Here is a 22,392-nt window from a genome sequence, read left to right as displayed (position 1 = left end):
TTCGTACAGCGACCTCCGTCCCTACCCCCTCGCCTCAACCGGCACGGTCGAGCGGCGTCACGCTGCTGCCGTAAAATTCAAGGAACCTGCGCAGCGAGAGCCGGCTTTCGAGCGGGTGGGTCAGGCGGAAATCGAGGTCCACCGCATAGGTGTTGTTCCGGCCCAAGCGGGTCACCTCGAGCGCGTGGGACTGACGCAGAGAGGTCAGAATCATGCGGGCCGAGCGCTCGGTGACATTCAGTTCAGCCGCGAGTTGGGTGACGCGGATCTCGGGATTTCCGGCGACGCTCACCAGCGCCTGTCCGTGCCGGCTCAGTAGGGTCCAAGGCTTGCTCATGCGTTTTGCATGCTAGCGACTGGGTAAAAACACGGAAGAAAAATACCGGAAATCTTTTTGCGTCTTTGAATGGATCGGGGCTCGTTACCGATCAATATTGCAGAACCCGTAATCATACACCCGATCCTCTATCCTGGCATGAAGAAACCCGACTTGCCGGGCGTTGTGGGACCGCTTTCGCACCCCGCATGGCCCGACTATCTGCTGGCATTCGAACACCTCACCGGACGCTCCCCCCGAATGATTTCTCCGGAGGGACCGATCCAACCGGATTGTGAAACACCGACGTCCGCTCCGGGGACAGGCTGGGCCGTGGCCATGCCCACCGGTCCGATGCGATGGCGCCAATCGGCCGCGCAGCGAATGCTGTCGTCCGCCGAGGCCTGGTGCCAGCAAACCGCCGTCCCCCTGCCTTGGCCGACCGAAGTGCGCGTCGCTTGGAAGCTTCTTTGTGATCACCCGACCCGCGAACTCGATCTCGGTTCCATCGCCCGCCACCTCGGCGTGCGCCCGGCCGCACTTGGCGAAAGATTCCGGGAAATCACCGGTGGCACCTTCCGTCAGTTCCTCGGCGAGGAGCGGACCGCGCTGGCGATCCGCCTGATGCTTGAGCAACCCCGCCTGCAGATGGCGGAGATCGCCCAGCATGTCTCCGGACAATCCATGTCCCAGTTCAACCGGAACTTCCGTCAAGCCACCGGAAGCTCGCCGCGCGCTTTCCGCGACCAGTGGCGCGACACCGGCCAACCTCCCACCTAACAGGCTCTCTGAAAAAATGCGCAGAGAATCACTTTCTCAACCAAGGACAGGCTTCCCATCATTGCGGGTCGCTCCCCCGATGCGCCTCTTCAACACAAGCCGAATCCACGACACGATCGAACATCCCGCCAAACGAGTCGAACACCCGCGTCGCCGCCGCCGCGGCCTCGTCGCGTTCACGCTCGCTAGGGATTTCAGGCTCCAGCCAATCGAGGAATTCCTTCCACATCGGACCGGTGTTTCCACGGTAACCCTCGTAGAAGCGGCTCGCTCCGCCCGGCAGACCGCCGCCGGCGCGAACCAGATGAGCTCCTCCGAGCGTGGATCCCTCGATCACATACAGCTGGCCCGCCAAGGCCGCGCCGTCGAGCGGAGCCGGAGCTTCGTCAATGAGCGGCTCCGACGGATGACCGAGCGTGGCGAGATCCTCCGCAAGCCACTCCGAACGCCGGAAGCGTTCCGGACCGAGCATCTCCACCACCTCCGCGCGCGTCTCGCGCATCGCCGTTTCCCAATGACGGAACCAGCCGAAATATCCACGCAGCAGGCGCGAGTATTCCGTCCGGCCCATCCGCCCGCTGACCAGCGACTCGACGACAACATGCCGGTCGAGGCGCGCGTGAGCGCCGGACGTCGCTTCCCTCAGATGATCGCGGGCACTCCCCATACCGAACATCCATCCACCTTGACCCCCGCCGAACGCAAGCCCGCATGACGCGCCTTTTTCCATCATGAAGACCTCGAAAGAACCGTCGACCCCACTGACCGATCTCGACTGCGAGAATCAGGCGATCCATCTGATCGGCCGCCTCCAGCACGGCAAAGCGCTGGTCGCGATCAACCTCCCGGCCGGCCGATTCAGCCACGCCAGCGAGGGCACCGAGTCGATTACCGGATACAATCTGGAGCTCCATCCGGACGAGTGGCTGGGCAACACCCAGATCGTCAACCTGCTTCGCCGGACCACCGCATGGAAGGGGCGTGGCCCGATGCCTGTGGTGATCGAGCCGCTTGCAGGAGCCCCGATCCAGGGTTGGGCCTACCTGTCGGAGACGCGGCTCGTGCTCGAGTGGGATCCCACCGACGAGGTGCCCGGCATGGGCGACGACTGGGACCTGGAAATCCGCGAGTGCCTCGAGCGCATCGAAAGCACCGAGGAACTCGACGCCAAGATTGAAACCGTCACCTCGGAGCTCCGCAGACTCTGCGGCTTCGACCGGGTGATGATCTACCGTTTCCTCCACGACTTCTCAGGCGAGGTCATCGCCGAGTCGCGGCGGGACGACTGGGAACCTTACCTCGGTCTTCGATACCCGGCCGGCGACATCCCGAAGCCCGCACGCGATCTCTTCCTGAGGAACGACCTACGGCTGATCGGCGACGTGTCCGCAGCGTCGGTTCCGATCCACGGCGAAGGCGACCTCGACATGTCGCTCTCGCGCTACCGCCAGCCGGCCGACGTCCACATCGAATACCTCAAGAACATGGGAGTCGCGGCCAGCCTCGTGACGTCCGTCCGTGTCGGTTCCGAGTTGTGGGGCCTGATCTCCTGCCACCACGGCAGCCCGAGGACGCTGTCGGCGAAGGACCAGTCGCGGATCGCCACCCTGACGGGCCACTTGGCCGTCGATCTCTCCGGTGCCGCCCGCGAGAAGAAACTGAGAAGCGACCTCGCGTGTGCCCGTCTCGCCAACAAGCTCGTCCAATGCGTCACGCTCACCACCGACTGGCCGCCGGTGATGATGTCGATCGCCTCCGAGGTGATCGAAACCCTCCGGGCCGACGGCCTTGCCCTCCGCTTCGGCGGAACGACCCGGACCCATGGAGAAGGCATCGATGCGGCGTGGGTCGACCGCCTCGTCGAGGCCTACGGCAAAGACCGTAGAAACTCCGTCGGCGCGTCCGACCGGGCGCCGGCCGACTTCCCGGACGCCGGGCTGCCTCCATCCATCGGCGGCGTACTCTGGATCCCGCTCTCCAATTTCCGCAACGACGCGCTCCTCATTTTCCGCAAGGCCCAGGACATCTCGATCTCATGGGCCGGCGACCCGGCCCGGCACACGGAGATGAACGATGAGGGGAAGCTCGGCCCGCGCCGTTCGTTCGCGATCTGGAAGGAGAATGTCCGCGGCTGTGGCGAGCCGTGGTCGGAGGCCGAACTCGATATGGCCAGCACCGTCCGCTCGACCCTGATCGACATCGTGATCACCACCCAGACCTTCCGGGAAATCATCGAGACCCCGGCAGCCCGCCGTTTCCGGATCGCCCATCACGATTCCGAGAACGCGCTGATCTTCGCCGACCCCGAGGGCAAGGTGGTCTACGCCAATCCGAAAGCACTCGACGGGGAGCTCGCGTCGATCACCCACTTCGACCAGATCGCACTGTGGCAGACCGACGATGGCACCCCGCCGCTGGCGGATCTCACGATCGACGACGGTCCGCGGCAGTTCCGCCGCAATGGCACCGAGTTCGAATTCGGCACGCTGCGGGACGAAGGGGAACTGGTCGGCTACAGCCTGCGCATCCGGAGCCCCAACGGATGAGCCGGGCTTGGCTGCGACCGCTTTCTTCATCGTGCACCCGCTTAAGCTTCGATGAAGAGATTCAACCGCGAAAATCGCGAAATCCCGCTAAATCGGTAGAATCCGGAATGACTTTCTGTCTTTGAGTTTCGCGGCCTTTCGCGTCTTTCGCGGTTCACTTGAAGCTCCTGATCTGAATTCCGTTGTGGTCATTCGCTGTCACGCGGCTACGAAAATGCGCAAGTTGCTGTAGGTTGCGCCCGCCCGTGCTGATCGCTCTTTCCGCTCTCAAGATCGAACTCCTTCCCGCCGCCGCGGCATTTCTGCCCGACCACGGCGCCTTGGTGGTGTCCGATCTCCACCTCGGGAAGTCCGCGACTTTCCGCGCGCGCGGCGTCCCGGTTCCCGAGGGCGAAACCGCCGCCGATCTCGCGCGCCTGTCCGACCTTCTGGAAAGCACCGGAGCCCGCGATCTCCTCATTACCGGCGACCTTGTGCACGCCGCTGATGGACTCAATCCGGAGATCGTCTCGCAGCTCCGGGCGTGGCTCGAGTCGTGCCCGGCAAAGCCCAAACTGATCGAGGGCAATCACGACCGCCGCGCCCACCTGGCTCGGCACTCCCTCCGATTGGAGATTACGCGAAATTTGGAAATCGACGGCGTGACGCTGATCCACGATCCGGCCGACCTCGACGTCCCCGGCCCGGCCATCTGCGGCCATCTCCATCCTTCGGTCCGGCTTCCGGACAGCCCCCGTCGCAGCCTGCGCATCCCCTGCTTCCATCTCTCCGAAGAGATCCTCGCCCTCCCTGGATTCGGTTCCTTCACCGGCACCCATCCGATCGAAATCCAGCCCGGCGACCGGGTCTTCGTGCCCCTCAAGGACCGAATCCAAGAGCTGCCGGTCGATCGCTTCCCCTGAAAATGTGGCCCCCGAATCCCTTATTTCACAGGGGTTGGATAATTATTTTCAAAAAATACCCGAATCTTTTGAACGTTCACTAAGGTGAAGGGTCTATCCTACTGAACACCGCGTTACAGCGGAGTTCGAGTAAGGGTAACAGCACAGTCGTTCTTCCCATGGGTGTGGGAATTTCTGACAAATCAGAGGCCGCCGGACGTGGGACTCCGGCGGCCTCGCTGTTTTTTAAAGAAAACGGTCACTTCCCTTCCGGCGCACCCCATCAAAGAATCGCGCGAATTTTCCGGTGCTGCGGCTCATTCCCCGCAGACGGCCACACGCTCGAATCGGAACGATGACCCAACCCACGCCAGACGACTCCTCGCAGGAATTCCTCGAGCTGATGCTCAAGAGCCAGCGCCCCCTGCGGAACTACCTCTTCAGCCTGCATCCGCGGGCACAGGATCTCGACGACCTGATGCAGGAGACCGCGCGGACGCTGTGGAAGGAGTTCCATCGCTATGACCGCGAGCGCGAGTTCCTCCCGTGGGCGATGCGGATCGGCTACTTCGAGGTGCTGAGGCTCCGCAAGAAGCACAGCCGAGATCGTTTGGTCTTCTCCGATGAGCTCTTCGAACTGCTCGCCGACGAGCCGGTGACCGAAACCGATGCCGATCGCGCCCGCGGCGCCCTCGAGCATTGCCTCGCTGATCTCACTCCCCGCGCCAAGGAGGTCCTGATGGCCCGCTACACCGGCGGCGAAAGCGTCTCCGATCTCGCCACCCGGCAGAAGTCCAGCGTCCACAGCCTCTACCGGTTGCTGGAGAAGAGCCGCACGACGCTTGTCACCTGCGTGCGCCGCCACCTCTATCTCGACACCCCACCTGCCTGAGCCGCGATGTCCTCCGACGAACGAAAATACCAGGACCTCTCACGCCGGCTTTCGCGGCTGGTAGACGGACTGCTGGACGAAACCGAAGCCGCGGAGCTGGATCAACTGCTGCGCGACGACCCGGATGCCCGCACCTACTACCGCGAGTTCGTCACTACCCACCTGGAACTTGAAGAGCACTTCGAAATGACGGCCGGCGCGCCGGTGCCATTCCAGCCGCGGCGTCGCCCGATCATTCCGCTCGCCATCGCCGCCCTGCTGGCCGGCGTTCTCGGCCTCGGAATCTGGTTTGCCAACCGCGACTTCAGCGTTCCGACCGAAGCACCCGTCGCCACCGTGACGGGACCCGTGCTCGGCGTGACCGCCCGCAGCGAAGGGGTCCAATGGAATTTGTCCGCGGCTCCCTCCCCGGGCCTCCAGCTCCGGACCGGACCGGTGGAACTCAAGTCCGGCACCCTGCTGATCGAGCTCGCCGCCGGACAACTGCTCACGGTGCGGGCTCCGGCGGCTTTTGAACTTCTGACCGACACCGAAATGCTGCTCACGAAAGGCGAGGCGGCACTTGAGATGGCCGACGGCGAAGACGCCTACATCATCCGCGTTCCCAGCGGGGCCGTAGTCGATCTCGGCACGGCCTTCGCCGTGAAAGTCAGCGACAGCGGCGTGGCCGATGTCCACGTCTTCGAAGGCCTTGTCAATGCGACCACCACCGACAGCGGAGGTCGCACCCGGGCCGACCGACTGCTCCACGAGGGCGACTCGGTGAGGATCACGGACACCTTGGTCGACAGTCCCGAGGCCAGCGAGACCTTCCTCCGTCCGCTCGCGCAGGAGGCGATTCCCCCATCACCGGCGGGGAACGACTACGCGGAAAAGGTGCGCGGTTCCGAACCCGCCGCGTGGTGGCGGTTCGAGTCCACGAGCGATGACACCATTCCGTCGGAAACCGCCTCCGCCCCGCTCAAGATCAACGGAACGCCACTCGTGGCCGGCTCAGGTGGTCGGGGATTCCTCCTCACCGACAAAGGCCAGCACTCCGGTTTCGTAGCTCCCGACGCAGGCATCCCGGAACTCGACACCGAGTCCGGCTTCACGGTCGAGATGTTGGTCCATCCGACCGCGAAGGACTACGGATCGATCGTGATCTTCGAGAACTTCGACAGGGAGTCGCCGAAGACCGGACCGTTCTCCCATGTGAAGCATCGCCCGCAGCAGATCGCCTTGGAACGCATGGGCCGGCGGGGCAACCACATCGGGCATATCCATCCGGACTTCGCGATCCGCGCCCTGACCCGCACTCCCGCCGGCTACGATGGCGGCGTCAATGTCTACTCGAACGAAGCCTACCTGCTCCACCGCTGGATCCACATCGCCTTCACCCGTAGCGGCTCAGAACTTCGGCTGTACATCGACGGCAGGCTCTCGGATGAAATGACAACCGAGCTTCCTTTCCTGAACGCCACCCTGCGTCCGATCATCGGTCGCCTGCAGCCACTCGAAAAGGGTGAGAAGCGCCAATGGCAGGGCGGCATCGACGAGGTCGCCCTCTATTCCCGCGTGCTCGGTGCCGATGAGGTTCGCGACCACTTTGGAGCCTTGTCCGAGTAAGCTCCGACTGGCGAGCTACCTTCTGAACTTGATTTCTGGCGGCGGGCGAGTGCAGCCGGGGACCCGGTCGGCCTTTCGCCGACTCTGGAGCATCCTTTGGGTCGGCTGTGTCCATCCACTGGGAAAAAACTTCGATTTTCCCGCGAATCCATTTCGGGTTCGGCTCATTCCCCGAGACAGCCCCTCGGGACTGAGTCTTCCCATGGGGGCATCCCACTCAGGACAACCATGAACGCCGCAAAAAAATCACTCTGCCTTATCGGACTGTTTCTCGGCGCGGGAACTGCCCACGCCCAACTAAGTTACACCACCGGTCTCGACGTCTGGCTCGACGCCTCGGATATCGACGGATCGGGCAACTCCACGCTGACAGACGGTGACCCCGTCGCCAACTGGACCAACAAAGGCACCACCGGCGCCAGCAACGCATTCGCCGCGCTTACCGGCGGCAGCGGTGGCACCAACGGCTTTTTCGTCGCTGGCGGCGGCGACGGGCCGCAGGATGCCGTCCAACTCGCCAACACCCGCTACCAGTTCGGCACCGGCAGCGCAGCCGACGAGTGGGGCAACTCTTCGGCCATCACCGCGTATTTCGTTGTCTGGCAGGGGACCTCCTCCGGCGCGAACTCCTCGCTTCTTACCGACTACGGCAACCCGAACTCCAAGCTGCGCAACTTGCGCGTCGCTGGCGGCTCCGCAGGTGCCTATCTCCGCGATTCCGCCAATCAGACGGTGGTGGTTGGCCATGGGGCCGACGACCTCGCCGACCAGGCTTGGACCGTGATCTTCTACAGCTTCGATCCCACCACCAAGACCGCTACTTGGGGGGAACTGGGCAGCACCACGACGGCGACCAATGCCGCCTTCGATGCGACCACCACTTTCGAGACCTTCACTACCTCCGGCGGACCAGTCACACTCTTCGGCTTCCATAACGGCGACAACGGCTTCGACTTCAACGGCTTCGTTTCCGAGGTGTTGATCTACGATCATGTCCTCGATGCTGCCCAGCGCACCATCGTCGAAGACTATCTGGAGGCGAAGAGCGTTGTTGCAGATGCCGATGGTGACGGAATCTCCGACGAGTACGAACTCGCCCACACCGACCCGCCGTCCGCCACCGCCCTCGTCCCGGGAGACGACGACGACGCGGACGGCCTGACCAACGAACAGGAATTCCTCGGACGGGATGCGGCCGATGCCGACCACGGGTACGGACAGACCCTCGCAAGCGTCGCCGACAGCGATGGCGACGGTCTCAACGATGGCCCGGAAGTGGCCGCGACCGACAACGCCAGCGTGAGTCACGGATACGGCTCCACGAATCCAAACGACAACGACTCCGACGGCGACGAATTGCTCGACGGCGAGGAAATCAGCGGTGCGCTCAACGTCGCGAACTCGAACGAGTCCACCGACCCGAACCTCGCCGACACCGACAGCGACCAGATGGACGACTTCTACGAAATCACCTGCAACCAGAATGGTGGCCTCGACCCCAACACCGACGACGCGGCGGGCAACCTCGACGGCGATCCGGGCGTGAACTTGATCAGCGGTCCGCTCACCAACGTCGACGAATACCTCGGCACGACCCTTGGTGTGCAAACACGTGCCGACCTGCTCGACACCGACGGCGACGGTTACCCCGATCACGTCGAAGACAACTTCGGGTCTTGGGATAGCGAGCTGAACACCGGCACCGATCCGACCAATCCTGATACGGACGGAGACGGGCTGCTCGACGGTCAGGAGAATCCGGATCTGGTGGCCAACAACCCGCCCACCCAATACGCCACCGACCCCTTCGGATCTGACACGGACGACGACGGCTACCTCGACGGTGCCGAGGCAGCGGCCGGGAGTGACCCCACCGATGCCGCGTCCATCCCGGCGCAGCCTGTCGGCGTCGCCCTGCAGATCGATTTCCAGCGGGCGGGTGTGACCGGCCAAGAGATTCAAACGGACTGGGCGGTTTGGGAAATCGACAAGCTCTCTCAACCCGTCTCCGCGAGCAAAACGATCGGGGCGACAACCTTCACACTCACCGCTGGCGGCACCGGAGCCTACCTAACCTCTCGCGGTGGCCCAGATGACGACCGCGCTGGCGAGATCACTGGCACCAGCTTTGATGATGCGGTCGAGGACCTGATCGTGGCACGCGGGGGAGACGGCACCCTTACCCTTGATCTCACCGGTCTCCCGCCCGAGACCGACTACACCCTCATCGGCATCCACAACGACCCCTACACCGTTGTCGGAAACGCCGGCTTCGCGGCCGGCAGTCCGATCATTACCCCCTCGGTCACAGTCGGAAGTCTGATCGGTTCATCCGTTCAGGGGCAGACAACCAACATTCGTCCCGGCGCGCGGACCGACGGGGATTTCCTGAACTCCAGCGTGAGCTTCACCACCGATGTGTCGGGCAACGCATCCATTGTTCTGACCAGCGCCAACCAGTTCGTCGTGTTGAACGGCATCCGGTTGCTGGAAGGTGCCGGCGTCTCCCTCGATCCCAAAGTCGTCTCGGTCTTTTTCAACGGTGACGGTCACTTCGAAGTCGTACTCGACAATCTGGACACCTCACAGAGCTACGTCCTGAAGCGCTCCGCCAACCTGACCGACGGCTTTCCGGACACCGTCTTCGGACCATGGACACCGGCGGCATCATCGGAATCAGCGATCGATACCGCTCCTCCGGCAGGCAGGGCATTCTATCGCTTGGAAGAGGCGCCATGACGACCGGCATCGCGCGGCCCGGACCGGATGGAAGGCAGCTGGCCTGAACTGTCATCCACGTTTCCGGCCAGGCCACAACCCGAATGAGGCAACCGCCGTCCAGACTTCAACAGATCCGCATCATGAAATTCGAAAATCGCTCGTTATCTCGGAAATCCGCTCAGAGGCCCATGTGGCTCGCATTGGCGGCCCTCGTGGCCGCTGAGGGCGTGGCAGGGGCCGCTGTGGTCTATCGTATCGACTTCGAGCGCACTCTCTCGGAATCGTCTGGATCGCCCGGGACAAGCGCCATCACCCAATCGGGCTGGACGTCCTCCGCTGCGAACAACAACGCTCCGACGACAACCACAACCGTTCCAACGCCTGCCGGAGTCACGGTGACTGCCGGAGGAGCCGGTGGCTACTTCCAAGGCCGGGGCGGCGGCACATGGGGAACGGTGAGCGTTACCGATGCCGACTGGGACGATGTCGTGGGCGACACGATCGCCGCTCGTGGCGGCGATGGGACGGTCACGATTTCCTTCACGGGGCTGAACACCGCGTTGGACTACACATTCACGGCCTGGCACAATGTCTCCGCGACCGATAGCCCCAGTTTCTCCGCCGGCTTTTACACCATCACTCCCACGATCACGACGGGCACGCTGGTTGGACTCGCTACAGCTGGCGCCGCGTCCAACATCGACAAGAACGCGATCGGAGTGGTCGCAGCTGACTTCAGCAACTCTGTTATTACGTTCACGCCCGACGGATCGGGCAACGCCACGGTTCTTTTGACCAGCGCGAGCGCGAGCCAGTTTCTGACATTGGGCGGGATGGAGTTGGTCTCCGTTCCCGAGCCGTCGTCGATGGTCTTGATGCTCGGAGGAACCATGGTGGCCCTCGTGAGGCGGCGACGAAGCTAAGAGGGCGTCGCGGTGCTTCGGGAGCAACCGAATTCTCGCATCATTGGGACCCTGTGATGATCACTCTACTTAAGCCGATCCGGAGTGACGGCTATTTCTCAAATCGCTCTGGCCGCGTGAGATTGACGCATTGGCTCGTCTGCCTGCTGATGCCCGCCGCGGTCGCCGTGGCAGTTTCGCCGGTGCAACCGGTAGCTCCCTATCTCGACGGCGCCTTCCCTGCGGTCGCACCCGGATCATCCACAGGCTTCACCACGGTCAACGCGTTTCCCAACCTCCAGTTCATCGGCCCGCTTTGGGGCACCCCCTACCCAGGCACCGATGAACTGGTTGTTGTGGGGAAGGCAGGCCACGTCTGGCGCTTCGAGAACCGTCCCGACGTGATGCCCTCCGAGGTCACCGTGATGCTCAATCTCTCGAAATATGGTACCGGGGTCGATCTTCCAGCCGATGTCCTGCCCGATGCCGATCACCAACCCGCCGTCGTGGGACCGGGCTCCGTGGCCAATGCACCGGACATGGCGTTCCACCAGCTGATCTTTCATCCGGACTTCGGCGTGCCCGGAGCAGCGGCCGAGCATCAAGTTTTCGCGTGCTATTCCCACCTCCCCAGCCTTCCGGGGGCCGACGATGCTCACACGTACTTCCGCGTGTCGCGCTTCACGGTGGTCGATGACCCGGTTGAGGGTCCGGTCCTCGACCCCGACTCGGAGTTGATACTGATCGACCAGTTCGATGCGAACCGCAACCACCAGGGCGGCGCGATGTTCTTCGGCGACGACGGATTCCTCTACATCACGACGGGGGACGGTGGTTACGGGAACGGCTACGAGACCGCCGCCAACACTCCCTCGCAGCGGATTGACGGGGCCCTGATGGGCGGCATTCTGCGGATCGATGTCGACATGCGGGGCGGGAGCATCAGCCACCCGATCCGGCGGCATCCGGACGACCTGGCGCTCGATCCCTCGGTCCGGCCACCCGCAGGCTGGCCGGCCAGCTTCTCCGGCAACTACTACATTCCCAGTGACAATCCGTGGGTGGATCCATCGCCGTCCAGCGACGTGTTGGAGGAATTCTGGGCGATCGGGCTTCGAAGTCCGCACACGATGCAGCGCGATCCCGCGACCGGACAGATCTGGATCGGCGAAGTCGGAGGCAGCGCCGAGGAGATCCACCTGGCCCATGCGGGCGACAACTTCCAGTGGCGCTACACGAACGGCGGCGGCACGCCGAAGCCGAACCCGCTGATCGGGGTCGATGCTCCGGCGATTCTCACCATCCCGCGCTCCGTCGGAACCTGTGTGATCGGCGGCTTCGTCTATCGGGGCAGCGAGTTTCCCACGTTGGTCGGCAAGCTGCTTTACGGCGACCACGTCCGGGGCACGGTCTCAAGCCTCGGATACACGCCGGGAGAAGCGCCCGACGTCGACTTCCTTTGCAATTTCTCCCGCATCGGGCTGAAGGCCGGACTCGGGAACTTCTGCCAAGGACCGAACGGCGAGGTCTTCATGCCGGATCTCGGAGGCTTCGACGACGCCACCGACATTGAGGACAACGACGGCACCATCCAACGACTTGCCGCCACGGCGGTCACACCGGACCCACCCGGCCTCCTCTCCGCCACCGGGGCGTTTTCCGACCTCGCGACCCTGACTCCCCACACGGCATTCCTTCCCTACGAACCGCGCTCGCAATTGTGGTCCGACCGTGCGGTCAAACAGCGGTGGATCGCCCTGCCCAACGACGGCACCCACAACTCCACCGCAGAACAGATCGTATTCTCGGAGGACGACCCGTGGACCTTCCCGCCGGGCACCGTGCTCATGAAGCACTTCGAGCTTCCCGTAGATGACGGCAATCCACTCGTCACCGTGCGACTCGAGACCCGCTTCATCGTGTGCACCGAAGGCGGTGGCAAATACGGTGTGACTTATCGTTGGTTGCCGGACCAATCGGATGCCGTTCTACTCAATGCGTCCGAAACCGGGAACTTCACGGTGGCCGAGGAAGGTGGCGGCACGCGGATCGAGACTTGGACCTATCCGGGACGCAGCGACTGCTTCCAGTGCCACAACGAGGCCTCGGGTCAAGCGCTTGGCCTGGTAACGCATGCGCTCAATCATCCTTTCCCTTACCCCGATCAGCCGTCTCCGGTGAACCAGCTCCGGATGTTCAGCGAACGCGGCATGCTGGATCGGACACTCACCGCCGAAGAGATCGAAGGGTTCATCCGCTCCGCATCGCTAGACGAGACGGACGTGCCGGTCGCGCATCGCGCCCGATCCTATCTGGACATGAATTGTTCCCACTGCCACCAGCCCGGTGCGCCCGGCGATGGCTTCGACGCCCGCCTCAGCGTACCACTGCTTTCCCAAAACCTCATCAACGGAATCCCCCAAGGCTATCCGCTGCTCGGCCCGGACAGCCGCTACGTGAAGCCAACGGACGTCGCCGCCTCCCTCGTCCACTTCCGCATGGATCACAGCCTGCCGGATACCGCCGCGATGCCCCCACTCTCGAAGAACCTGGTGGATACCGCTGCGGTACAGGCGATCGAGGGTTGGATCCAATCGCTCGATCCGGCCGACTACCCCGCCACTCCGGTCCATCTCCATCCGGTTCTCGGCGGGCCCACCACGACGACCGGTGATTTTGTGGCAACCCTCGTCTTCGAAGACAAAGTGCTGGATTTCAATATCGGCGACCTAGCGGTCACGAACGGCATCGCACTTCGCAGCGGTGGCAACGGGGATGTCCATCGGGTCACGATCCGCCCCACCGCTGACCCGGTGACGGTCCAGCTGCCGGCGGACTCAGTCACGGGTGCGAACGTCGGGATTTCGAATGAAGCTTCCAACCTCCTGTCCGTTTCATTCTCCGATTCCGAACCGCCCGTTCCCGCCTTCTCCGGAGTGCCGCTCGATGGAATCATCCATGGCACGCTCGCGCTTGGTCTCGATTTCGGGAAGATCGTCACGGGGCTATCGCTCGATGATTTCGTGGTGACCAACGGATCGGTCGACAATCTCTTGGAGGTCAACGGCGTGTTCTCCTTCGATCTCACACCAGGCGGCATTGGCGAAGTGCGGATCGACCTCATCGCCGACGCGGTCATCGATGGCCTGGGCCGCGGGAATGCGGCGGAGACGGTGATTCTTTTCTCCCCCGCACCGTCGCTCGGTCCACCGGAGCTTGCCTACACCACCGGCCTCGATGTGTGGCTCGATGCCTCCGACATCGATGGCTTGGGCAACACCACCTTGGACGACGGTGACCCAGTCGCCACTTGGCTGAACAAAGGCACCACAAGTGTCACCAACGCATTCGCCGCGTCTTCCGGTGGCGGCGGCGGAACCAACGGAATCTTCATCGCCGACGGCGGCAACGGAGCGCAGGATGCCGTGCAGCTCGCCAACACCCGCTACCAGTTCGGCACCGGTTCCGCGGCTGACGAGTGGGGCGATTCGTCGGCGGTGACCATGTACTTCGTCGTCTGGCAGGCTGCCTCGTCGGGAGCCAATGCCTCGTTGCTCACCGACTATGGCAATCCCACCGCCAAGCTTCGAAACCTGCGCGCCGGCGGCGGCTCGGTCGGTGCGTACCTTCGCGACAGTGCCAACCAGACCGTGGTGGTAGGTCATGGTGCCAACGATCTCGCGAGTGAGGAATGGGCGGTTCTTTTCTACAGTTTCGACCCCGCCACCAAGACCGCCACTTGGGGTGAACTTGGCAATACCGCGACGGCAACCAATGCCGCCTTTGACCCGACCACCACCTTCGAAGCTTTCAGCGGGGGGCCGGTCACCCTCTTCGGCTTTCACGACGGCAACAACGGCTTCGACTTCAACGGCTACGTCTCCGAAGTACTGATCTACGACCATCTCCTCAACGCCGACCAGCGGGCCGAGGTCGAGGGATACCTGGCGGGCAAAGCGAGCAACACCGAGGGGGACGCGGATGCCGACGGCATCCCGGACGCTTACGAGCTGGCCAACACCAACCCACCGTCCAGCACCGCCCTCGATCCCCTGCTGGATGACGACAACGATGGCTTGAACAATCTTCAGGAATACCTCGGTCTCGACGCGGCTTACCAAGCGCACGGCTTCGGGCAAACGCTCGCCAATGCCTTTGACAGCGACGGCGACGGTTACGGCGACGGTTTCGAAGCCGCGACGGGCAGCAACCTCAACGATCCCGGATCGATCCCGGCCCAGCCCGCCGGCGTCGCCATGCGGATCGACTTCCAACGCCTTGGTGCCACCGGGCAAGAAATTCAGCCCGGATGGGCGGTGTGGGAAATCGACAAGTTCGCCCTGCCCAAGACCGTCAACCGCACCAGTGGAGACGTCACGCTCACCCTGACTGCCGGTGGAGCAGGAGGCTACTTCACCTCACGGGGAGGCCCCGGCGACAACCGGGACGGGGATATCACCGGGACATCCTTCAATGAGGTCGTGGAAGACTTCATCGTGGCGCGAGACGGCGATGGCACCGTTCTCCTATCGTTCGAGGGACTCATACCCGGAGCGGCCTACGTGCTCAGCTCCTATCACAACGACCCATACGATTACTCGAACAATCCAGGATTCGCGACCGGGGATCCATCCATCACCCCAGTGGTGACCACCGGAGCGCAAGTCGGCCTCCCGACCGACGGCCGCATCACCAACATCCGCCCCGGCAACCGGACGGACTCCGACTTCTTCAATTCGGTCGTAAGCTTCACCGCCGACGGTTCCGGCCACTCCACCGTGGAACTCGCCAGCACCAACTCCTTCGTCGTCCTCTCCGGCCTGTCGCTCACCGACTACGGCCCGATCGCGCCCCTGCGCATCACCTCCATCGGCTTCAACGCAAACGACGAGATCGAGCTCGTGGTGGACGGTCTCGACCTCGGACGCAGCTATATCCTCAAGCGGTCAGCCAATCTCGCCGATGGCTTCCCCTTCACCGTTCTCGGCCCATGGACTCCCGCAACTCCGGCCGAACTGCTCATCGATCCCTCCCCGCCACCAGGCGAGGCATTCTACCGGGTTGAGGAAGCGCCTTGAGCCGCCTATTTTGTCGCCCCCGGGCCCCACAGAGGTTCCGTCAATTCGCTCTCCCAAGCGTCGAGTTGGGCGAGCATCTTCTTCACCTGCTCCGGCTCCTTCCCGGCGAGGTCGGTTTTCTCCCCGATGTCCGCCGACAAATCGTAGAGCTCGGGCTTCAGGCCGGCCTTGCGGTTGTGGTGGAGTTTCCAATTCCCGAGGCGCATCGACCGGTTGCCAGAGCTGCCGTGCTGGCGCCAGAAGAGCGGGCGCTCGGCCAGGGCTTCGCAGCCTTGGAGGCGCTGGGTCAAAGGAACGCCATCAAGTTTCCATGAGTCCTCGATCGCCGCGCCGGCCGCCTCGACGAATGTCGGGACGAGATCGAGCGAGATGATCGGGTCATCAATCACGCTGCCGGGCTTGATCTTGCCCGGCCAGCGGATTGCCCACGGCACCCGCACGCCGCCTTCGGTCAGCTGCCCCTTCTTCCCTTTGAGCGGGAAATTGTTGGCGCCGAGCTGGGTCTGGCCGCCGTTGTCGTTGGTGAAGATCACGATGGTGTTGTCTTCCAAACCCTCGGATTTCAGGCAATCGAGCACCTTGCCGACATTCGCATCGAGCGAGACCAACAGGCCGGCGTAGTTTCGGCGTCCCTTCTTTTCGATCGATGACAGCTTCGCGGCATCTTCCGGCTTCGGCTGGAGCGGGCCGTGCGGTGCGGTGAAGGACAGGAACACGAAGAACGGCCGCTCCTTGTTGGCCTTGATGAAGTCGCAGGCGGCGTCACCGAGACGGTCGGTCACATAGCCGATCTCGTCGGTCGGTTTGCCATTGCGCTGGATCACCCGGTGAGGCGTCGGCTTCGGCATCGGGAAATAGGGACGCGATCCCTGCAGCAGTCCGTGGAAGAGGTCGAAGCCCCGCTTGTTCGGATGGTACTCGTCCGGATACCCGAGGTGCCACTTGCCGATCAGCGCGGTCTCGTAGCCGAGCTTCTGAAGTCGCTTCACGCCGAAGGTTTCCTCCAGTGAAAGCCCGCTCTCGGTGCCGGGCGGCAGGTTGTTGTCGTAGCCGAATCGTCCTTGGTAGCGCCCCGTCATCATGCCCGCCCGCGACGGCGAGCAGACGCAGCCGCTCATGTAGCCGTTGGTGAGCCGCACGCCCTCCTTCGCGATGCTCGAGATCCGCGGGGTCAACTGCTTCACGTCGTCGCGGCAGTTCGGCTGGAACCCGAAATCGGCGAAGCCGGCATCGTCGGAGTAGAGCAGCACGATGTTCGGAGGCGTGTCCGATGCGGCAGCCGACAGCAGCAGGGTGGCGAAAATGGCGGAGAATCGCGTGAGTTTCATGGATGGCCCGGATACGCACCGGTAATCCGGAATCGTTAGCAAAAATGCGCATGCTTGCGTTTTTTCCGGCGAAACTCCGGGTAGCCGGTGAAAAACCCGGGATTCGCCAATCGAAAATCGGAAGCAAGCCCCCCGGCGACCGACAACCGGATTACCGGTCCGCCGGCAGACCCTCCCCGGACCGACCGATGACATACTCGCGGACCACGCGAAGACACTCATCGCTGTCGGCCTCCTTCAATCCGAACTCCGCCGATACCAAATTGATCATACTTTGCTCGATGAAGGTCCCACTGGCCCTCCGGCTGCTCATGACATAGACAAGCAGATACAAACCGCCTTTCTCCTTCTTCAGCCAAACGGTGATCGGTTCGGCATCGATGCCCTGAAACGCATTTTGTTCAAAAAGTAGCGACGCGGCCGCCAAGTCGTCAGAGGTCAACGAATCTTTGAGAAACCATTCCGCGAAGCTGGAGAGACTCTCAGGCAAATTGGCCCTGTCCGCCGTCTTGTGTTCGACCGTCAGCTTCAACTTCTGATCGCGACTCAAAGTTTCATAACCCCGTCTCAGAACTTCGTGATAATCGTCCGATTCGCCCTTGAGGCTCGGGTCGCCAGCCTGCCTCGCCGTCTCGGTGAATTCCCTCCAGACCTCCAACATCGAGTCGCTTGCCCTCAATTCGAGGAAACCGAGAAGCGAGAGCAGCAGGGGCAGCCATTTCACACATCCATCAGTCTCAAAACGGAGGCCCCCTCGCAATGATCGAGTTGCTCTCGGGGAAGGTATGATAGCCGCTCGCCACCGAACCGGAGTCGCAGCGCAATGGATACCGTTCCACGCTTCCCTCAGACGGCGCCGGGCGATCAGACGCCGGAACCGTGAAGGCAATACGCTGCTTCGGATTGAAAGACGACCGATCCCTCACGTTGTGGGAGCTTCGGACGGTTCGATCAGGTTCGGACAGTCTCCGAGGTTGGCACGACTCCAAATGGACCGGAGCTCCCAAGGGGTGCTCTGCTTCCGCCGGTGTGCTTGTCAAACGACGGTCATCTCAGTTGCTCCAAGCGTGGAATTGCGCTCCCCTCGGCGCATGACCGCCGACGAAATCGCCTCCTCCGCCGCCCAAGATGCCACCTATCCGACCGGGCTGACCGATACCGAAAAGGTGCTGTGGCTGGCCAAGGCCGGACGCTGGGACGAAGCCCATGACCTGTGCCAGGAATTGCCGAATCCGGCAGGTTCATGGATCCATGCCTGGCTTCACCGGCAGGAGGGCGACTACGGCAATGCCTGCTACTGGTATGCCCGTGCCAACAAACCGGCTCCCGCCTCCGGTGCCCCGCTGGAGGACGAGTGGTTCCAGATCGCCCGCGAGCTCGCGCGCTAGGCGGAATACCGGGCGATATCGCTGCTCGTTCGACTGCGATTTGCGCCACCAAAACCGGAAATCGGGTCAGATTTCTGGCAGTACCATTCCCTTCTGGGGTAAAGCTTGCCCGAACGATTCCGATGGCTCCGCATCGGGCAAATGCGTTTCTTTTCCCGAGAAACGTGGCACTATGGGCGGTTAGAACACCGCAAGTGCCTCCGGAATGGCGATCTCGCCACCGCCTGCCCCCGGAGAGGGCCGGATTTACCGTAAAACCTAGCATTGCAACGCGGATTTCCGGCCTCAGAATACATTGCAAACACACGACCCCCTGAAGACCCACACTCTTCCGAACGTCTGATGTACAAAATCCCGCATATGAGATCCTTCTCGTCTCTGGCAAAAAGCTCCCGACGCCAAGGCTTCGCCCTGGTCATCACGGTGACACTGATGCTGCTGCTCACGCTGCTCGCCGTCGGACTGCTTTCGCTTTCGACCATCAGCCTGCGCGCCTCCGGCCAGAGCGACGCGATGGCGCTCGCCCGCAGCAACGCCCGGATGGCCCTGACCATCGCGATCGGCGAACTCCAGAAGCACGCCGGCACCGACAAGGCGGTGACCGCTCCGATCGAACTGGTCGAGCAGTCCCCGGCCTCGCCGCGGCTCACCGGCGTTTGGAGCGCATGGGATCCGCTGTCGGCCGGCGACGGCCTCGCACCGGACTACATCGGGGCAAAAGAGGACCGTTTCGGGAGGTGGATGGTTTCCGACTCCGACCCCGACGCGGTGCTCCGGAAGAACTACGGCGGCCCGAAGGACGAGAAGATCCAGCTCGTTGGCGAAGGTTCCCTCGGCACCAACTCGCCGGATCCCGACGATGAGGTCTTCGCAGGCCGGGTTCCCGTTTCCGCCGACGACCGCTCCGCCGGCGCCTACGCATGGCACGTCGCCGACGAGTCGATCAAGGCGCGCATCAATGCCTACCGCAATCCGGACCCGGACGACTACCTGTGGCGGAAATCATCCCTCGTCGCCGGCCACCGCCCGAGTCCGCTCGACGTGCGCGCCTCGAACGGAGCCACCCTCGACTTCCTCCCGGGCGACACCACCGAGGCGGAGTATCGCGAGGCCGAGACCCTCGTCGGAAAACTGCCGACGCTCGGACAGTTCTCGCTCATGGATGGTGGCGAGCCGATCGGTCCGTTCCGGCATCATGTCACGCCCTACTCCTACGGACTGCTCACCAGTCCGACCCACGGCGGCCTGAAGTTCGACCTGAGCTCGATGTTCGAAATGCAATCGATGCCCGGTCCCTACCGCGGCACCCGGCTCTACGAAACGACCAACGGAATCAGCGGACCTTCCGACCCGTATTGGTCGGCGCTCCAGAGCTACTACGACGTCTTCAAGGACTCGTCGATGAGGTCGCCGACCCCGCTCTACTACAACTCGCCCACCGAGCGGGTCACGCTCGACGGATCCAACGACGCCCCGCGCCAGTTCTTCGCCGGCCCGGTGATCGCCCGGGTCGAAATGCTGTTCTCCGTCGTTGTCCGCGAGGCGCACGGACCGTGGTCGCAGCAGAGCACCGGCCTCCCGCAGGGAACCCGGATGATCCACTTGCTCTACGCACCGATCGTCACGCTCCACAATCCGTACAACGTCAGCATCAAGTTCGACAAACTCGACCTCGACATCAACGGCATCCCGATCGCCTTCAACTTCTACGTCAACGGCCAGGCGCAGAACCGCGATACCGTTCCCTACAACCAGATGTACGTGAACCTGAACGACCGCGCCAAGAAGTCGTTCAACATCAGCATCTCGGACTGGCGCAGCTTCAATTCCGATTCCACCTCACCGATCACCATGCGACCCGGCCAGAGCCTGGTCTGCGGTCCCTACATCGACGGCAACGCGATCTTCGGCAATGCCGGTCACGAGGGCTCGCGGGTGTTCTTCGACTACAGCAACAACCTCACCGGAAACGAGAACCAGCGGGCGAAATGCGCCCCCGGTTTCCTCGGCAAACAGGTGGCCTTCGATATCGACTGGCTCACTCCGGACAATGCCCCCTACTCGACCGACAACCGTCGCGGCGTGCTCATCGTGAAGCCGCGTGACCGGTTCTACATCGAGTATCAGGTCAAGCCGAACGAGTGGGGAGGACGGGTCACCGACAAGATGACGGTCGACGCCAAACTGAAGGCCGGACGCCGCGAGCTTGAGATCGGCGGCCTTGAATTCGCCTTCGACGACCGTTCGATCCGCCGGCACTTCCCGACCGTCTACCGCTACCCCGACTCGCGCAGCCGCCCCAACGAACTGACCGTCGAGAGTCTCTACGAGCCGAACAACAAGCCGATCCGGAACCAGACGAACGTCCGTTCGTTCGCCCTGCTGTCCGCCCGGGCCCGCACGGCCAACGGCGGCGTCTACGACTACGTCAGCCGTGACAAGCTTCCGCGCGGCCAGAACCTCCTGAACGACGGCCGCCTCGCCGGCAATCCGCTGCTCCACCACAACCCCGCGCGGACTCCCACGGTGGTCGACCTCAAGCGCGACCTTCCCGGCCGCTACTCGCACGAGCTCAATCTCGAACCGCTGACCGGAGGCGTCGAAGATATCTACGACATCGACCGTACCAACCGCGGCTACCTTCTCACCGGGAACACCGTCTTCAACGGCGTGAAGTCGGGCAGCTACCTCGAACTCCCGACCGGGCCTCTGCAGACGATCGCCGACTTCCGCCGGTCGAACGCCCTCACCTCGTCGATGCTGCCGAACTTCGTCCAGCCGGTGGCCAACTCCTACTCGTCGCCGCTGATCTCGACCGACAAATATTCGCAGTCCGGCGTGGTTCCCTATCCGCTGCTCGACCACTCGGTGCTGGCGAACAATGCCCTCTACAACCGCTTCTACTTCTCGACCCTGTCGAACTACGGAACCAACCGGACGCCGGACAAGGTGTTCGCCTCCTTCATCGATGGCGAGCAACCGCTGGCCGCGCAGTCGTTCACTCCCTACCTCCCGAGCGGCAGGACCGCGGACAAGGCGAAGTCCGAGCTCTACAGCGGCGGACGCCCGACCGAGGAGGCTTACTGGAAAGCAGCCGGCTACCAGCTGGTGAAAACGCCGTTCAACGTGAACTCGGTCGACGTCCAGGCATGGAAGGCGGTCCTTTCCGCGACCCGCGGCAGTGCCGTCCAGCAGCTCTGGGCAACCAGCGAAAAGCGTGACGAGGACATCTCCGACTGGGTGCCGATGCCCTCGATGTCATTGGTCAACGGCGGCGTGGTCGGCGAATTCGACGCCGCACAGGATGGTCCGAACATCGACAACCAGCTGACCAACGACGTCAACGGCTACCGCGAGCTGGATCCGACCGAACTCGAGCAACTGGCGACCGAGATCGTCGAGGAGATCCGCGCCCGAGGCCCGTTCCTCTCGTTGTCGGAATTCGTCAACCGCAGGGTCGGCCCGGATTCGGCCGAATCGCTCGCCGGCGCGCTGCAGACGGCCATCGATGAGTCGGGCATCAATGACAACTTCCTCGCCGGCTCGGTGATCGACGTCCGCGACGCCGATGTCTCCGACCGCTCGGTCTACAATTTCGCCAACCCGGTGGCCGCCACCGGAAACCCGGCCGCCGGCGCTTCCGGCTGGCTGACCCAAGGCGACCTCATGGACATCCTCGAACCGGGCGCAACCGTCCGCGGCGACACCTTCGTGATCCGCACCTGCGGCCAGGCCCTCGACAGCCAAGGCGACGTCAGGGCGACCGCTTACGCCGAGGCGGTGGTCCAGCGCTACCCCGAGTATGTCGACCCGCGCGACGAGGCCTTCGTCAATGTTTGGGACCCGAATGGCGGCGGCAGAAAGGACACCGAGGTCAACCGCATCTTCGGCCGGAGGTTCGAGATTGTCTCGTTCCGCTGGCTTTCACCTGAGGAAATCTGATAGCCGTCAC

14 protein-coding genes are annotated in these 22,392 nt (G+C 63.2%); 10 read left to right on the top strand and 4 right to left on the bottom strand.

What is annotated here, in order from left to right; translation table 11 throughout:
- Positions 1-34: 34 nt before the first annotated feature.
- Positions 35-337, bottom strand: a complete 303-nt coding sequence (locus HAHE_RS13490; protein ID WP_338685139.1) for a hypothetical protein — start codon at positions 335-337, stop codon at positions 35-37.
- Positions 338-475: 138 nt separating this feature from the next.
- Between HAHE_RS13490 and HAHE_RS13485 the strand changes: the two genes are divergently transcribed.
- Entirely contained in the window at positions 476-1,096 is a 621-nt protein-coding gene (locus HAHE_RS13485) for a helix-turn-helix transcriptional regulator (RefSeq protein WP_338685138.1), read from the top strand.
- Between the two features lie 58 nt (positions 1,097-1,154).
- Here the strand turns inward: HAHE_RS13485 and HAHE_RS13480 are convergent, their stop codons facing one another.
- On the bottom strand, positions 1,155-1,829 hold the full coding sequence (locus HAHE_RS13480) for a biliverdin-producing heme oxygenase (RefSeq protein WP_338685137.1): 675 nt from the start codon (positions 1,827-1,829) through the stop codon (positions 1,155-1,157).
- Between HAHE_RS13480 and HAHE_RS13475 the strand changes: the two genes are divergently transcribed.
- The 7 genes from HAHE_RS13475 (at position 1,828) to HAHE_RS13445 (ending at position 15,724) form a co-directional block, all read left to right on the top strand.
- On the top strand, positions 1,828-3,642 hold the full coding sequence (locus HAHE_RS13475; RefSeq protein ID WP_338685136.1) for a GAF domain-containing protein: 1,815 nt from the start codon (positions 1,828-1,830) through the stop codon (positions 3,640-3,642). The genes HAHE_RS13480 and HAHE_RS13475 overlap by 2 nt on opposite strands.
- 245 nt (positions 3,643-3,887) lie before the next feature.
- Complete coding sequence (gene pdeM, locus HAHE_RS13470) at positions 3,888-4,544, top strand: ligase-associated DNA damage response endonuclease PdeM (protein WP_338685135.1); 657 nt, start codon at positions 3,888-3,890, stop codon at positions 4,542-4,544.
- Between the two features lie 334 nt (positions 4,545-4,878).
- Entirely contained in the window at positions 4,879-5,415 is a 537-nt protein-coding gene (locus HAHE_RS13465) for a sigma-70 family RNA polymerase sigma factor (protein WP_338685134.1), read from the top strand.
- A 6-nt stretch (positions 5,416-5,421) separates the two neighbouring features.
- Complete coding sequence (locus HAHE_RS13460) at positions 5,422-7,023, top strand: LamG-like jellyroll fold domain-containing protein (RefSeq protein ID WP_338685133.1); 1,602 nt, start codon at positions 5,422-5,424, stop codon at positions 7,021-7,023.
- 228 nt (positions 7,024-7,251) lie between these two features.
- Complete coding sequence (locus tag HAHE_RS13455; RefSeq protein WP_338685132.1) at positions 7,252-9,762, top strand: hypothetical protein; 2,511 nt, start codon at positions 7,252-7,254, stop codon at positions 9,760-9,762.
- Positions 9,763-9,932: 170 nt separating this feature from the next.
- The gene (locus tag HAHE_RS13450) at positions 9,933-10,667 is read left to right on the top strand and encodes a PEP-CTERM sorting domain-containing protein (protein WP_338685131.1); all 735 of its coding nucleotides are present in this window, start codon (positions 9,933-9,935) and stop codon (positions 10,665-10,667) included.
- A gap of 116 nt (positions 10,668-10,783) precedes the next feature.
- On the top strand, positions 10,784-15,724 hold the full coding sequence (locus HAHE_RS13445) for a PQQ-dependent sugar dehydrogenase (protein WP_338685130.1): 4,941 nt from the start codon (positions 10,784-10,786) through the stop codon (positions 15,722-15,724).
- A 5-nt stretch (positions 15,725-15,729) separates the two neighbouring features.
- Here the strand turns inward: HAHE_RS13445 and HAHE_RS13440 are convergent, their stop codons facing one another.
- Together HAHE_RS13440 and HAHE_RS13435 are read right to left on the bottom strand one after the other, a co-directional pair.
- Positions 15,730-17,052, bottom strand: a complete 1,323-nt coding sequence (locus HAHE_RS13440; RefSeq protein WP_338685129.1) for a sulfatase-like hydrolase/transferase — start codon at positions 17,050-17,052, stop codon at positions 15,730-15,732.
- A 151-nt stretch (positions 17,053-17,203) separates the two neighbouring features.
- On the bottom strand, positions 17,204-17,713 hold the full coding sequence (locus tag HAHE_RS13435) for a hypothetical protein (protein ID WP_338685128.1): 510 nt from the start codon (positions 17,711-17,713) through the stop codon (positions 17,204-17,206).
- Between the two features lie 430 nt (positions 17,714-18,143).
- On the opposite strand from HAHE_RS13435, the gene HAHE_RS13430 reads away from it, so the two are divergent.
- Together HAHE_RS13430 and HAHE_RS13425 are read left to right on the top strand one after the other, a co-directional pair.
- On the top strand, positions 18,144-18,440 hold the full coding sequence (locus HAHE_RS13430) for a hypothetical protein (protein WP_338685126.1): 297 nt from the start codon (positions 18,144-18,146) through the stop codon (positions 18,438-18,440).
- A 360-nt stretch (positions 18,441-18,800) separates the two neighbouring features.
- Positions 18,801-22,382, top strand: coding sequence for a hypothetical protein (locus HAHE_RS13425; protein WP_338685125.1), 3,582 nt, complete (start codon positions 18,801-18,803; stop codon positions 22,380-22,382).
- The last annotated feature ends 10 nt before the right edge of the window (positions 22,383-22,392 follow it).

The sequence above is a fragment of the Haloferula helveola genome (assembly GCF_037076345.1).
GTDB classification, from domain to species: Bacteria; Verrucomicrobiota; Verrucomicrobiia; order Verrucomicrobiales; family Akkermansiaceae; genus Haloferula; species Haloferula helveola.
The sequence above is the reverse complement of the archived record's forward strand: the minus strand, read 5'-3'. Positions and strand labels throughout refer to the sequence as shown.

Bases quoted from the DNA above. Each gene is read 5' to 3' on its own strand.
- HAHE_RS13485 (WP_338685138.1), top strand. From the start codon at position 476: ATGAAGAAACCCGACTTGCCGGGCGTTGTGGGACCGCTTTCGCACCCC.
- HAHE_RS13460 (WP_338685133.1), top strand. From the start codon at position 5,422: ATGTCCTCCGACGAACGAAAATACCAGGACCTCTCACGCCGGCTTTCG.
- HAHE_RS13440 (WP_338685129.1), bottom strand. From the start codon at position 17,052: ATGAAACTCACGCGATTCTCCGCCATTTTCGCCACCCTGCTGCTGTCG.
- HAHE_RS13435 (WP_338685128.1), bottom strand. From the start codon at position 17,713: ATGTTGGAGGTCTGGAGGGAATTCACCGAGACGGCGAGGCAGGCTGGC.
- HAHE_RS13430 (WP_338685126.1), top strand. From the start codon at position 18,144: ATGACCGCCGACGAAATCGCCTCCTCCGCCGCCCAAGATGCCACCTAT.
- HAHE_RS13450 (WP_338685131.1), top strand. From the start codon at position 9,933: ATGTGGCTCGCATTGGCGGCCCTCGTGGCCGCTGAGGGCGTGGCAGGG.
- HAHE_RS13490 (WP_338685139.1), bottom strand. From the start codon at position 337: ATGAGCAAGCCTTGGACCCTACTGAGCCGGCACGGACAGGCGCTGGTG.
- HAHE_RS13475 (WP_338685136.1), top strand. From the start codon at position 1,828: ATGAAGACCTCGAAAGAACCGTCGACCCCACTGACCGATCTCGACTGC.
- HAHE_RS13480 (WP_338685137.1), bottom strand. From the start codon at position 1,829: ATGATGGAAAAAGGCGCGTCATGCGGGCTTGCGTTCGGCGGGGGTCAA.
- HAHE_RS13425 (WP_338685125.1), top strand. From the start codon at position 18,801: ATGAGATCCTTCTCGTCTCTGGCAAAAAGCTCCCGACGCCAAGGCTTC.
- HAHE_RS13455 (WP_338685132.1), top strand. From the start codon at position 7,252: ATGAACGCCGCAAAAAAATCACTCTGCCTTATCGGACTGTTTCTCGGC.
- HAHE_RS13465 (WP_338685134.1), top strand. From the start codon at position 4,879: ATGACCCAACCCACGCCAGACGACTCCTCGCAGGAATTCCTCGAGCTG.